A 13902-nucleotide genomic window follows, 5' to 3' on the forward strand; every position below is an offset into this window, starting at 1 on the left:
CTCCATGAGGTGTGTACTGAACAATTACTGATTGACGAAGGCGTAGTTGTTCGTGCCCGCTTGCGTGATGATCGCAATGGCATCGAGCGAAGCCTGCGTGACAAACGCCCGGTTGCCCGTGCCGCCGCCTTGCGTGACCTGAGCATGGGCGCCGCTGGTGCTCTGATCGATGTCGATCAGGCCGTTGATGCCATTCTGAAGCACGTTGACGGAGTTCATCCCGCCGGCCTGGCTGATCAGCAGGTTGTTGCCCGTGCCGGACTGGTTGACGGAGGCGGTGTTGAACGAGCCGTTCTGGAAAAGGTCCATCGCATTGCCAGTGCCCGACTGGTTGAGCAGCGCAAAGTTGCCGTTCAGCTGCTGGCGGACCGCCATCGTGTTACCCGAACCACTCTGACTGACCTGGGCCGTCTGCGCCGAACCGCCCTGACGGATGTCGAGCGAATTGGCCGTACCAGCCTGCGTCCCGCCAACGAAATGCAGCAGGCCAACCTGTTCCATATAGGCCGTTGAATTGTCCGCCGACTGAACGAAAGCGTTCATGCCAGATCCGACCAGATTGGCTGCGCCGTCCTGGTTCACGGTTAGAACCGAACCATTGCCCGTCTGCTCGAGGAAGGCCGAGGAGCCGGAACTCGTGCCGATCTGTTGGACGAAGATGCTGCCGAAATTGCCGGTCTGGAGGACATTGGCGAAGTTCTCGGCGCCCGACTGGTCCACCGACATGGCGTTCTGCGTGCCGAGCTGCGATGCAATCACCGACTGGGCGGTGCCGCCCTGCTTGACGTTGATCACGCTGTCGGACGAGCCTTGGTCGATCGTCGCAATGCTGTCCGTGGACGTCCCATTCGTGATGCCCTGGTCAACATAGACCGTCGTGTTGTTGCCGGACTGGCCGACGGTGGACTGGTTGCCCGTCCCGTTCTGGGTGACATCGGCGGTCACCGGGCCGGTGGCGGCCTGGTTGATGGCGGAGTTGTTGCCCGAACCGGTCTGGTCGAGCAACGCAGCCGCATTGCTGCCGGTCTGGGTGATCGAGGACACGTTGGCAGGGCTTGCGCCGGCGCCGGTGTTTGTCTGCTTCACATCAGCAAGGTTTGCCGCGCCGCTCTGCACGATGGTGCTGTCATTGCGGGTGCCGGAGGTTCCGGCGCTCGACAGGTCGCTCTGATCGACCTTTGCGAGATTGTCCTGGCCATTCTGCGTGATCGCAGACTTGCCTTTCGCACCGGAGGCCTGATCGACCGTCGCGGTATTGTTCAGATTGTTCTGGATGACCGTCGATTCATTCGCGATCGACGGACTGGCCATCACGAGCGCAAGCGCCGCACCGGCCATGAGTTTCATACGCATAAAGTGTCTCCCTACTAAACTGCGTCCCAGGCCCGCCTCAGCAGCAAGACCCCAACCACTCCCTGTGTCCGCAGCCCGGGACCATCCCGGGCAACGAACGATGGTGACGCGACCCCGCGCCGCCTTCCGGTGCCGGTCCCCGCTGCTGCCTGTTTAGTCAGGGCGCGGAGGATTCGGCGAAACTGTTGCCCCGTTCAGCGATAGCCGCTGGACGAGAGGAGCGTTGCCGGCGGCTCAGCCACGGGAACGCCTTGTTCCGAGCGTCCCTGCTGCGCTGAACTGGTGCGGCGCTGCCGGCCGGGCGGACCCGCCTGCGCGGTCCGGCGCGGCTCGGTGCTCGCAAACTGGATGTCGTCCTCATTGAACCGGCCATCACGCTCTGCGCGGTAACGCTCAAGCCGTTCGGCGCCGGCCATTTCATCCTGGAAGCCCCAGACACCGAGATCGGCGCCTTCGAGGATCAGAAGCTCGACGGCCTTTTCCACCGCCTGGCGCAGGGCCAGAAGGTCCGGCTCATTCGTCGTGAAGCCGGTATCGACTTCGAGCAGTTCCTTGAAGCTGACATAGCGGAAGACGTTCGCCGCGACACCGAAGGAGGCAACCTTCTTGGAGGCGACAACCGAGGTGATGACCTCGCCGCTCCGTACACTGACGGCGCGGAGATAGACGGTGACCTTGTCTTCGCGGTAGCTCGTATGGGCGCCGATGCCGAGGAAGCGCGCGCCGGCCCCGCCGGTCACGGTGTTGGTATCATAGCCGATGATGCCGCCTTCGAGGATGACGCCGGCAAACAGCAGCGGCGGCAGGGCGGCTTCGTTGAGGTCTTCCTCGCCGAGATATTGCCGGCGCATTTCGCGGATGATCTGACGCTCTTTCAGGAGGTGGTCGAGGTTCTCCCGCTCGATCACTGTGAACCATGACCGGTCGCCCGCATCCTGCAGCGCTTTCAGCAGGATGGAGGTTCCGCCCTGGGTCACCGCCTTGGACAGGGTCTGCACCCTGTCCGAGGGTTTGAACTGGCCTGTCTGGTCATCGAAACGATAGACGGCGACGGCGGCGCGCTCGCGCGGAGGCGGCAGGCTGCGCAGGCTGTTCTGCGTATCGGTGCGCACTTCGGAAACGGCCGCACGCTGGATCATGCCGGGGTGGCCATCATTCATCGTGGTGGCGCAGGCACCGAGAAAAAGCAGGGCGGCGCAGGCCGCTGCCTGCAGCATACGGAGGACACTGAACATGTCAGAACCCTCCGTTCGTGAGGTCGCCGAGTTCATTGAAGGACGAGCCGAGCGTCGACAGCGCCGGCGGCTGGGCCAGCGTTTCTCCGGAAAGCAGGCTGGTCGAGCCCGCAGGCGCCGGCTGGGTGTAGCCGGCCATGCCGAACAGGTCGGACCCGCCGGACGGATCCACCTTTCCGCCCATCAGGGGGATGATGACTTCCGTGACCGTGCCGGTCGACAGGTCCTTGATCGTCAGGGTGACAGAATCCAGTCCACGGACGAATGTGATTATCTGGTCGCCGAAGGTGATCGTGCCGGATTCCTGCGGATTCGGCCCGAAAATCGCATCATTCACCTGCGCGGCAAGCGATGAGAGCAGCCGGCTCTGCAACTGGCGGAGGAACTGGTCCATCTGGGAATTGGAAACCGATGGGGCGTTCGGATCGCGATAGGTGTTCTGCGCATTCGCGATGGCCAGAAGGTGCGACGAGTTGAAACTGTCGCCGCCGAATGACGGGTTGATAGGTGCATATACGAGCTGCTGCGCCAGCGCGGGTGCAGAGACCGAGGCGAAGATGGCTGCGGCCAGGATTGCCCGCGCGGATTTGATTGATCCCACCATTATTTGCGTCCCTCCGTGAGAAGCATCTGCCGTCAACGGAGTATCGTTGGCGCGGCTTCTCTACCCTCAAGATGCAAGATAAACGCCAGTGGATCAGGGGGGTCAACACGAGTCTCGTCAGAGCGGCACGGACGCCGGGAATTCACCCGTATGGGGAGTGATGACACCGCCTGTTTAGCGATCCGGATCGATCCACACACCTGTCGGCGTTAAAATTCCCGTATGCGGAGAATATTCCGCGACCTCTACCCCTCTTGAGCCATTGCGCCGGTTACGTCCGAAGCTGAGCGGCTGGGTGATTGCGCCTTCAAAATCGCGGATATCCTCAAGTGAAGAGACAAATCGCTCGCGTGTGAGCTCCCTACCGGTGCGCATCAGTGTCTCGATCAGCACAGCCGCAACGGAGTAGGCTTCAGCTTCAGCGATGATCGTCTCGCGGCTTGTGCCGGCGCGCGCACGCGTTCGCGCAAGGGCTGTCTGCGCGCCCGGCGCCACACGCGAGAGGGGAGCTGGCAGCGCAACATAGGTCTCAGCCGGAAGGCTGCGGCGCTCCGCAGGCGGAAGTTTCACGAAGACAGTATTGGGAATGAGGAGCTGGCCGGCCTGCCGCGCGCCGCTCAGACAGTCAGTGGACAACAGGAGCCGGACCGCTGCGGACCCAGGCTGGCAGGCATCCTGAACCGTCACCACACCGAGCCGTTCGACTGCAAAGCGGCGCAGGGCGGCGGCCTCGTCTTCCGGGCCCGCCAGCAGGGAAAACCCGAGCGGATCTCCGCCAAGGCTCGCCGACAGGTACAGTGTTGGCTGGCCCGCCGCAGGCGCGGCGCCGGCTTGCGACACAACAAGGAAGGCGAATGTTCCTGATGCCGGCGTCCCTCCCGGCGGGGCCGCCTCGAACATCAGGGCGCGCCCGTGAATTCCGCCAAGCGCATTGATATCGCCGGCGAGCATGTCCAGAACCCGGCGTTGCGCTTCGCCGGCCGGGCCCGGAGCAAAGGCGACGGCAATGCGCACCTCTGAATCGTCCACACCTGGATCATTCAGCGTGTCAATGACTTCGAGAAAAGCCCACAGATCGGCAAGGTCTGTGTCCGGAAGGTCAAAACGTGGCATGGCTTCGGCGAGTGCATTGCCGCCGGGATCCTTGCCCGCGCGGATGGCGGCGCGGAAGGACGCCAGTGTATAGGGCGGGCGCTGGCGCCCGGCGCTGGCAGAGACGGTGTAAGGCCGGGTCAGCGCTCCGCGCGACAGGTCGGTTGGCGCGGCGCCCCGCTCGGCAAAGCCCGAGCCCGAGCGGCCATGGCAGGAGGCACAGGGAAAGCCCCTGGCCGGAAGGCGCACATCCATGCCGCCGACACGGGCTGTCGCGTGGTCGAGCGGAGAGCCTTCCTCGCCGAAGTAAATCTGGCGGCCACGGTCCTGCGCGGCCTGCAGCTCAGCTGCCGTTGCCGGCGGGGCGGGCGCCTCCGCCGCCGGAGGCGAACAGGCAGCGAGAAACAGGATCAGTCCGCAGGCTGACCATTGCCTAATTCCAGACATCGTCGGCGATGTCCCTGATCTGCCCGGCGATGATGGCATCGCTCAGATGGGCGGGAATCTTGCGCCAGCGCGCCGTGCGCGTATTGCCGACGAGCAGCGCGGTGAGGTGGGCATCGCGCTCGAACACCTGGCCGAGCTTCTGGCTGACGGTTTCGATGTTCCGGGTCGTGCCGGTGAGGAATATCCAGCCATCCATCGCCTTGAACTTTTTCCGGTAGTCCGACAGCACCGCCACCGTGTCATTTTCCGGGTCCACGGTGATCGATACAATGACGATGTCCTTGCCGATCCGGTCGCGCAGCCTGTCCTGGACACGCTCCAGCGTGGCATTGATCAGCGGGCAGGCATCCGGGCAGGTTGTGAAGATGAAACTGATGACGACCGTGCGCCCTTCGAGCACATCGGAATAGAATTTCACCGAGCGGCCTGTGTGATCCACAAGAACCGTATCGGTGAAATAGGCCCGGGCGCGCTCGTCCCCGGCGGAAGCGGATACGCTGCGCGTTTCCACACGGTCCGAGCCATGATTGTGGCCGCCATGGGCGGTTGCGCCCTGCGCTGCGATGAGACCGGAAGCCATCAGTGTCAGGATTGTCAGAAGGCGACGCATTTCGGAATCCTCGTTGATCAGTGCTGGTGCAGGACGGCGGGCGCCGCCTGGCGGCGGGCCATCAGGGCGCGCACGCGCCCCTCGATGACAGCCGGGTCCGGCAGGCCATAAATGCGGGAAAACTCGCCGGTTGCGGTGTCGCCAATGACGATCATCGCCGTATGGTCTTCCGGAACGATGGCGTAGGCGTTGAGCCAGGTCAGCGCCTCGTCCATCACCGGCTTCTCACCGGTCAGGAAGCTCCATTCCGCGCCATGGCGGGCGGCGAACGCGGCGAGGCGGGCCGGCGTATCCGTGCGCGCATCGACGCTCATCGAGATGAAGGCAAGATCATCGCCGCTGATGTCCGACAGGCGGCGGTGGCCATCGGCCATCAGCGCGGTCGTCACGGGGCAGATGGTCTGGCAACTCGTGAAGATGAAATCGACGACGATGATGCGGCCTTCCGCAATATCGGATTTGAGCCGGCGGACGGCGCCGGTCTGGTCGAGCATCGGCGCATCGCTGAGCACGACGAGTGCGCGCTGCACGGTGCCTTGTGCTTCCGGCGCGGCGGCGGCAGAATGGTGCGCATGCGGATCAGCGCTGCCTGCCGCCGGCGAGCATGCCGCAATCAGCGCAACCAGGATCGGGACGAAGAGGCCGGCACCGAGAACAAAGCGAAGCATCACGGCGCGCCTCCGCTGCGGGCTTCTTCCTGCGCCACCACTGTCAGGAAGGGCAGCTTGCCGAAATCCAGCCCCATGCTGCGCACGGCCGGATAGACATAATGCGCCCCGGCCTCAGCGGGCGTGAAGGTGACTTCGTAAACGCCCTCGCCGACAGCGCGGGCCTTGTGCTCGGCACGGTCATGGCCAGGCGCGCGGAAGGTGACCGCGATCACATCATCGCGCGCATAGGGCGCGCCATTGTTGGCCGTATCGGTGAGTGTAAAACGTACACGGACGGGCTGGCCTGCCGGCGCCATCATGCCGCTGCGGGTATCATAGGCGATGCGCAGCGGAGCTTCGTCGCGCGCGATGTGCGGGTTCTGCTCCGCGGTGAAGGGGAAGCACTGGATCATCTGGGGCGCATCCATCGTCAGGATCAGATGGAAATTGCCCGTCGCCGGGATTTTCACCACCGAGACATATTCGCCGGGCGCGGCTTCCTTGATCGTGCGGTCGACGACAAGCGCCGAGAGCGGACGGTGGCCATAGCCGCCGAAACTGCCCATCGGCGCGTTCATGCCTTCCATATAGTAGTAGACATTCGCGTCCCCCGGGCTGACGACCATGGTGGCGGCTTCGGTGACGGCGGTTGCGAAGAGATCAGACGGCAGGAGCTGCGGAGAGTCCGAGGGCGGACGTTCGCCCGCTTCAAAGCGGTTGATCGTCACCTGCTCCCGCCCGCCAAGGTCAGCGAGGCGGATCATCGAGACGGTGGTGCTCGTCAGGGAACGGACAAAGGCAAAGCTGCGCGAGAAGCTGATCTGGAACGGCTCACCGGCAATCTCCAGCCGGTGGATGAGCTGGTTGTTCGCCGTGTCGATCACATAGACGGTGTTGGCTTTCGGGTTGACCGAGAGCAGGAACCGCCCGCCGGGCGCCACACGCATCGGGCCGAGGCCGGGTTCGAGCGGGATCGTGGCGCGCACGCGGCTGGAGCCGGGCTCGGTGACGATCACTTCGCCGGTTTCAGCATCGGCAATGTAGACCGCGCGGGCGAGATCGGAATAGGCGAGCGAGATCGGCCGGCCGGTCAGGGTAAATTCGCCGGTCTTGCGCAGGCGGCGCACATCGATGACGGAGACGGTGCGGTCGTCGCGGTTGGTGACATAGGCGTGGCGGTTGTCGCCGGTCACCAGCAATTCGTGATGGCCGGCCCCGGTCGGGATCTGCGCGGCGATGGCGAGGGTTTCGGCATCGAGCACGGTGACGCCGGGCTCGGCGCCGGTGCGGCCGACCCAGATATAGCGGCCATCCGGCTGCACCATGATGCGCGTCGGGCGCTCGCCCACCGGGACGGTCTCGATCAGCCGGAAGGTATCGAGATCGACGGCGGCGACGGAACCGAGGCCCGGCATCGCGACAAAGACGCGCTTTTCATCCTGCGAGCGGGCCCAGTCCTCGCCGCGCCCTGGCAGGATGACCTGGGTGAGGAGCTTGGTGATGCCGCGCACGCCGATGATCGGATCAATGACGGCAATGGTGGGGTCAGAGTTGAGCACCACGAGATAATAGCTGTTGAGGTCGATCATCGGCCGGATGCCGACATAGCCGGCGAGATAGGTGCCGGCCGACGTGCGGCAGGCCTCCTCGCTGGCGGCGTCTTCCGCCCGCAGGGGGTCGATCCAGCCGGCGGGCAGCAGTCCCGAAACGGGACGGCCGGTTCCGGCGTCGGTGAATTTGAGCGAGAGGCGGGCAACATCCCCGGCCATCACGGGGCCATCCGGGGCCGTGACCGAGGTGATCGAGAATTCCACATTCAGGCCGTCGCGCGAAATCACCGGGCCGGCGGCACCCTGCTCTGCGGCGGGCGCGCGGAAGATGATGGCGAAGGCGAGGCCGGCCACGAGCAGGGCGGCCCCGAGGGTCACCCATGCCGGTTCTTTCAATAGACGCCTGAAATTAACCATACCGTGCTGCCTGCCCCCTCAACCTGCTTTCCGGCTGGCTCAGCAAGAAACTGGCCAGCCGGAACTTGCGGCGTGTCGTCAGGGGATCGGATTGTCCTCCTCGACCCGGAAGATACCCCACAGGCCGTTGAGATTGCCGAACGAGCCGATATCCCGGAAGAGATAGTCGCCCGGCGCGCGGAACGGTCCGCCCGCTTCGGTCACGACGTTCCAGCCATTGCCCGTGACGATGTTGTCGACCGTGGAACGATACACCTGGAACGCCGTCTTCGCCATCACATCCGACGGCATGTTGACCGAGATGAAGGGCTCTTCGGTCCAGTTGTGGCCGAGGATCGCCATCGTGGTGTTCCGCGCATAGCCCGTGGGCTTGGTGATGCGGAAGCGCACCTGGTCTCCGGGCCGGGCGAGGTAGACCGGCGTGGCCGGATCCGAATTGCCGCCCTGGGCATTCGCATAGGCCCGGAAGGCGTTGGGGATCGAGGCAAGGCCGGGGCCGGTCTCGTCGCCGAAGCCCCAGTCTGCGCCGGCGCCGAAGCCGAAGCGGAACCAGAGCGGCTCGGTGCCGAAATTGATCGCGGCGGCGCCGGCATCATGCGCGTCTTCCGGCACGCCGACCCCTTCACCCGCGATATTCTCGACCGGCGTGCCATCACGATACCGCAGGTTCACCGATTTCTGGATGATCATCGAGAAATCGCGGAACATGCTGCCGTTTGGCAGGGTCACCGTCGCCTAGGCGGTCGTGCCCGGATCGGTCACGAAGGTCGCGCCTTCCGGCAGCACCGTGATGGCGCCGAACAGTCCTTTCTGGCCCTGCTTGAGCGGGTCTGCCGGCATGACCGGAACGACCCCGAACTCGACCGGCCGCGCCACCAGCGGGAAGGCGTTGCCCATAAGGGCGCCATTCGCCTTCGACTTGCCGCTGCCCGCGCCCCAGACGCGCGGCTCCAGCTCCAGGTCGCCCGCGTAGAAGCGGTAGGTGCGCGAGCTGCGCGGTGCAACCGTCTGTACCGGGTTGATGCCGACATTCATGCCGTCATCGCGGGAGATGTCATAGGCCAGCTTCTGGGTATGCAGGCCGACATGGCTTGAAGGCCGGATCAGGTTGTTGTTGAAGGTCGTCGAGCCTTGCGGATCGCTCCGGTCACGGATCACGGTGTAGTGCTGCGTGACGTAGGAGGCGAGGTCCGGCACGGCATCCGGCAGGCGGTTGCGCAGCGTGATCTCGACACATTCACCCGCCGCCGCGCGGAAGGTGATGGGCTCGAAATTATACTGGTTCGGCAACCGGACGGGGCAGAACGGATTCGTGACACCGCCATTATTGTTGTTGCAGGCGGTCTGCTCGGCCGGGGTCGAGACATTGCGCAGCAGGTCGTGGGTCGGCACATAGACGAGCGCCGTCGGATCATGCAGGGGTCCGCGCATCCCATTGTTGAGCTGCGTTCCGCGCGTGTTGTAGCGCAAGGTCCCGCCCGCCGGATTAAGCGGGCCACCGACATGCATCACAGCCGAGTCATCATTCGGGATGATGGTCGTCTGGAAGTTATTCGACAGCATCTGGTTGACCGACACTGCCGTCACATCATAGCGCCGCACCGGAGCAGACCGCGGGCAGACCCCGTTGAACTCGCTGCGGTTGGTGATGGTGATCGGCATGGTACGCGGATTGTTCGGCAGCGAGGCAAGATCCGGCCGCGAGACCTCGTAGGAGCGCAGGACGCCCCATGAACCGGTCCAGAAGCCTTCCTGCGACGCATCGGACGTATACAGATAGTCTGAAACCACGCTGGCCTGGTCGACATCGCCGAAGATGTTCGTCGAGAACGACGCTTTCTCGGCAAGGCCGACCTGCATCGCGCTGCGCCAGCCGGAGTTTTCCGATGCGCCGAAGGAACTGCCGCCGGCAAGCCATTTGACACCATTGATGGTGGCCACATGCTCGTGCTCATGCGCCCCAGTCTGGATCCGTACACGGATTGCATCGCCGGCATTCGTGCGCAGGATCGGCGTGAAGGGATCGCCAGGCCGGATATCGCCGGTCATCGCCGGATAGGGCGTCGATCCGAGGCGCGTGTTGAGCGCCTGGATGGCCCGGTCCGTGCGAGTCTGGAGCGCGAAGGACAAGTCACCCGCCATGCCTTCGGCCTGCGCACCGCGCTTGCCATCCGGCCCGATCCGGTTGGGATCATAGACCCGGTAGCCGACCGGCTCGTTCCGGTAGTTGATCAGGAAGGTGCCGACATCATCCGATGACACCGCTTCGGGACACGGCCTCGGGACGCCGCCGGGACAGACCGCTGCGAAGCGGACGGCATCCGGGAAAGGCGCCGACTGGCGGTAGGACGGGTTCAGCGCATAGCGGAAGGTGTCATTGGTCGGCGGCTTGGGATTGCCGTGCCGGTCGACGCCCGCATAGACGCCTTCATTGTAGGCGTGGGCAAAGTCCTGCGCCTCGAGATAGAACTCCCGATAGGAATCGTCGGCCCCGTCGCCATCAATGTCGCCCGGCAGGATAATGGCCTGCCAGCTCGTCGGGCCGCCATCGGCGCGGGTATACATCATTTCCCCGGTCTCGTTATGCTTCCAGAGCGAGCCGGCCGGATTGACGAGCAGTGTGCCATAGAGGCCGACCTGCTGGTGCGTAGACGGACCGAAATGGTCATGCGTGAAGGTCACGCCGATGCCCCGGTCGCGGCCCTGCAGGTTGTGCAGCGGGTCCACGAACCAGCGCTGGATCATCGTCCGTGCACCGAGATATGTCCCGCCAGGACCCGCCCCGAAGAAGGGGTGGGGCTTGGCCGTCAGCAGCTGCGCCCCGGTGCCTTCTTCCAGCGAATAGCGGTTGATGGCGCGGATGCGGTAGCGGACGGTTTCAGCGCCCAGCGCGCCATCTTCATAGTTCCAGCCATTGGCGGCGCCATCGGCGGCCACAAGGTCCCATTTGGGCAGGTGGATGTGCTGGCCGATGATGTCGGTCGGCGACGTCACCTGGTAGTCGTCGACATAGTAGAATTCGGGCACCAGGTTGGTCTGGTAAAAGACCGCGCAGTCATATGAGTTGAGACGGATGACGAACGGCTCCGGCGGGCGCACCTGCGCCAGCGTCGGGGCAACATCTTCCCACAGGGCGATGATGCGCTGCTGTGGGAAATGATCGCCCACCTTGTTGAACACCGCATTGATCTGGATGTTGGCGCCCTTGTAGACGCGCGGGTTGTCCGCCCCGAAGGTCGCCGTGAACAGGTTGCCGAGTTGGCCGGGAACGCCGGAGAAGAACTGACCGGTCGTCCCGGTCAGGAACACTTCGCCCCGGTCGTCCATACAGGGCTCGAAGAAGGGCGCGCCCGGCGTGGGCAGGGCCCCGTTCGTGCGGAACTCCGCCGCCTGCACGGTGCCATTCATCAGCTGGCGGAAGGACGGATGCGCGCCCCGGGCGTGGAACGCCATGGCCGCACGTTCGATGTCATTGCCGTATTCACTCATGAAGACGGCCTTGGCCTTGTCGATATGCTTCTCGAAGCTGAACCGCGTCTCTGACGAATGCGTCAGGCCACCGGTGGAATAGCCGTCGAGGAAGTGGCGCGGCAGGCCGCCATCCCAGCCGCCGGTCGTCGGATCCAGCGGATTGGCCGCCATGTCGAGCGGCGGTGTCGGCGCACGCTGGCCGACCGCACCTTCCATGCCGCCGATCCAGAACGGATAGCCGGGATTCTTGAGGCCAAGCGGATTAAGCTGGTTGGCCGGGTCAGCCGGATTCAGACCGGCCATCACGACGCGGGTATCCACCAGCGACGGATCGCGGTCCGACCGGTCGATCACCGCCTGGCTGGATTCCGGCTTGCCGTCGCCATTCTTGTCAACGGCTGCGACATAGACACGGCCCGGCATCGGCGGGAGCGCCTTGCCCGGCAGCGGCACGATGGCCGGGATCGGTGTGCCGGCAATGATTTCGCCATCCGGCAGGGCGCGCGCGCCCGGCGCAGGCCGGCCGCGGTCAAGCGCAAACGGATCGCGGTGGAAGCCTTGCGCATTGGTTTTCACGTCCAGCACGGTGCCCGCCTCGAACACGTCATGGATGCGCCAGTGTGCCCACATGCCCTGCGCGAAGTGCGGATAATAGTGGCAGTGATAGATCGCGTCGCCGGCCGTCCGGTTGCGGTTGCCCGAGCCGCCGAACGCGATCTCGTATGTGTACGCACCGCCGGGGCCGATGCCCTGGGCGTCGATGTAGTTGGAGTTGTCGTCTTCCGGATTATACAGCCACTGGTGGTTGTGCAGGTGGAAGATGTGATGCTCCTTCGGGCCTGCATGCAGGTTCCGGAACTTCACGAAGTCGCCGATATAGGAGTGCGCGACGTTCGAAGGATCATCCGGGAACTTCGCATAACTGGCGCGGATGTTGCTGTCGCGCTCGCAGAAGGGATCGCCGGGCTGCGGGGTGCAGAATTCGAGGCCCGCATTGGCCGGCACATCCACCAGCATGGCCGGGTCGCCGACCGTGAAGGAAGACAGGAAGAATTCCTCATACGAACAGGAGAGGCAATCATGCGCCGGCCCGACACCGAGCCGGTTGGCGATGACCGTTGAACCCACACCGCCGGAGCCCATGTTGATCATGAAGCTGTCGCGCACGCCGTGCAGCGTGTGCGACATGACTTCATCCTCGAACCAGCCCGGGAAGGCCTGCATCGCGACGGTTTCGTCATGGAACATCGTGACGAATTCGCGGAAGGGTTCCAGCCGGTTCGGCAGAGCGGGGTTGCGCTTGCCCTGCGCTTCCAGCGGATAGGTGGAGGCCGGGAAACTGCCATCGGCATTCGGCCCGGCAATCACGGCGTTAAGGTCCGAATGGACCAGCCGCATCACCCCGCCCTGTTCCCGCAGCATGTTCAGGATCGGCAGGTTGCCCTTGCCTTCCGATCTCCACGGCTCGCGGTTCGGATAGCGCGCTTCATAATCAATGATCGGCTGGCCGCCGGGGGTGTGCCCGATGGTTGCAAGGCGCATGTCCTCTTCGGTCACCTGGCTGCGATAGTAGCGCGCGCCGGGGGGCTCGACCTGCACGACCCCGAAGAGGCCGTTGGAAATGTTCCCGCCGGTCGCCTCGCCGCCAAAGCTGGCGCCATGCGACAGAACGAGGTGCGCACCTTCATGCGCGGCAAAGAACCGGTAGGTCCGCGTCTGGCCGACATTGGCAAGCGGGTTCGTCCCGGTACCAACAAAAACGCCCGTGTCGAGCGCGGAATCGATCGCGTTCAAGCCCAGCGGCGTGAAGCCAACGCGGCGCTCTGCAACCTGGTCGTTTACCGTCAGAACCGACGGAACAGCATTATTCGGATTGTGCTGCGGATCGAGCAGGTTGGTCAGGCGCACTTCAAGGCAGTCACCTGCCGAAACACGGACAACCAGCGGGCGCGGGCGTTTATCGGGACGCAACCGGACATTACCGGGCGTCAGCGTGCCGCCCTGCGATTCAGGCTTTCCGGAGGAGCGGTCAACAACATCCGTACGCAGAGCATAGATCATGCCGTTGACGTTCTGCGCGCCCATTCGGTTGAACATCAGTGGCTGGTCGAGCACCACCACATCTGCCCTGACGGTCCGGCTGCAAACGGGGAGTTGTGCACTCGCCTCAAAAGCGAAAGTTGTATAGGCCGCAGCGCTCAGCACAAGCGCCGCGGCCACCTTCGATATCCCACCCAGCACAATTCCCTCCCCGTGGGGCTCCGCCCCTAATTCGTCAGTGCACGACTTGTCCCGAGCCGCTTCTTCTACATTGCAAGCAACATTACAGATAATTCAACGTCTACTAAAACCGCACCATTATTTGGAATATTGTGCGCTTCTCTCGCGATGCGCGATCAGGACTTGCACCTATATATCCGAACCGGAGAGCTAACCTTGCGCAAGGGGAGCCAACCTGCCCAATCCGCAGGCA

Annotated in this window: 9 protein-coding genes; all 9 read right to left on the reverse strand. The window is 64.2% G+C overall.

The annotated features are described in order from the left end of the window. Positions 1-24: 24 nt before the first annotated feature. Positions 25-1353, reverse strand: coding sequence for a hypothetical protein (locus tag ACK4SV_RS05850; RefSeq protein WP_409916869.1), 1329 nt, complete (start codon positions 1351-1353; stop codon positions 25-27). Positions 1354-1547: 194 nt separating this feature from the next. Next, on the reverse strand, positions 1548-2588 hold the full coding sequence (locus ACK4SV_RS05855; protein ID WP_409916870.1) for a CsgG/HfaB family protein: 1041 nt from the start codon (positions 2586-2588) through the stop codon (positions 1548-1550). Between the two features lies 1 nt (position 2589). Next, positions 2590-3192: a curli assembly protein CsgF gene (locus tag ACK4SV_RS05860; protein ID WP_409916871.1), complete on the reverse strand. Its 603-nt coding sequence runs from the start codon at positions 3190-3192 to the stop codon at positions 2590-2592. A gap of 174 nt (positions 3193-3366) precedes the next feature. After that, positions 3367-4731, reverse strand: a complete 1365-nt coding sequence (locus ACK4SV_RS05865) for a hypothetical protein (protein ID WP_409916872.1) — start codon at positions 4729-4731, stop codon at positions 3367-3369. After that, a complete protein-coding gene (locus ACK4SV_RS05870; protein ID WP_409916873.1) occupies positions 4718-5341 on the reverse strand; it encodes an SCO family protein in 624 nt (207 codons plus the stop codon). The genes ACK4SV_RS05865 and ACK4SV_RS05870 overlap by 14 nt, the downstream gene beginning before the upstream one ends. A 17-nt stretch (positions 5342-5358) precedes the next feature. Then, positions 5359-6009, reverse strand: coding sequence for an SCO family protein (locus tag ACK4SV_RS05875; protein WP_409916874.1), 651 nt, complete (start codon positions 6007-6009; stop codon positions 5359-5361). Continuing rightward, entirely contained in the window at positions 6009-7919 is a 1911-nt protein-coding gene (locus tag ACK4SV_RS05880) for a cytochrome D1 domain-containing protein (RefSeq protein WP_409916875.1), read from the reverse strand. The genes ACK4SV_RS05875 and ACK4SV_RS05880 overlap by 1 nt, the downstream gene beginning before the upstream one ends. A 117-nt stretch (positions 7920-8036) precedes the next feature. Further along, on the reverse strand, positions 8037-8687 hold the full coding sequence (locus tag ACK4SV_RS05885; RefSeq protein ID WP_409916876.1) for a hypothetical protein: 651 nt from the start codon (positions 8685-8687) through the stop codon (positions 8037-8039). 6 nt (positions 8688-8693) lie between these two features. After that, positions 8694-13649, reverse strand: a complete 4956-nt coding sequence (locus ACK4SV_RS05890) for a hypothetical protein (RefSeq protein ID WP_409916877.1) — start codon at positions 13647-13649, stop codon at positions 8694-8696. Positions 13650-13902 lie beyond the last annotated feature (253 nt).

The organism is Hyphomonas sp. (genome assembly GCF_046313735.1).
GTDB lineage: Bacteria > Pseudomonadota > Alphaproteobacteria > Caulobacterales > Hyphomonadaceae > Hyphomonas.

Coding starts and splice junctions, on each gene's coding strand:
- ACK4SV_RS05850 (WP_409916869.1), bottom strand. CDS start 1,353: ATGCGTATGAAACTCATGGCCGGTGCGGCGCTTGCGCTCGTGATGGCC.
- ACK4SV_RS05855 (WP_409916870.1), bottom strand. CDS start 2,588: ATGTTCAGTGTCCTCCGTATGCTGCAGGCAGCGGCCTGCGCCGCCCTG.
- ACK4SV_RS05860 (WP_409916871.1), bottom strand. CDS start 3,192: ATGGTGGGATCAATCAAATCCGCGCGGGCAATCCTGGCCGCAGCCATC.
- ACK4SV_RS05865 (WP_409916872.1), bottom strand. CDS start 4,731: ATGTCTGGAATTAGGCAATGGTCAGCCTGCGGACTGATCCTGTTTCTC.
- ACK4SV_RS05870 (WP_409916873.1), bottom strand. CDS start 5,341: ATGCGTCGCCTTCTGACAATCCTGACACTGATGGCTTCCGGTCTCATC.
- ACK4SV_RS05875 (WP_409916874.1), bottom strand. CDS start 6,009: ATGCTTCGCTTTGTTCTCGGTGCCGGCCTCTTCGTCCCGATCCTGGTT.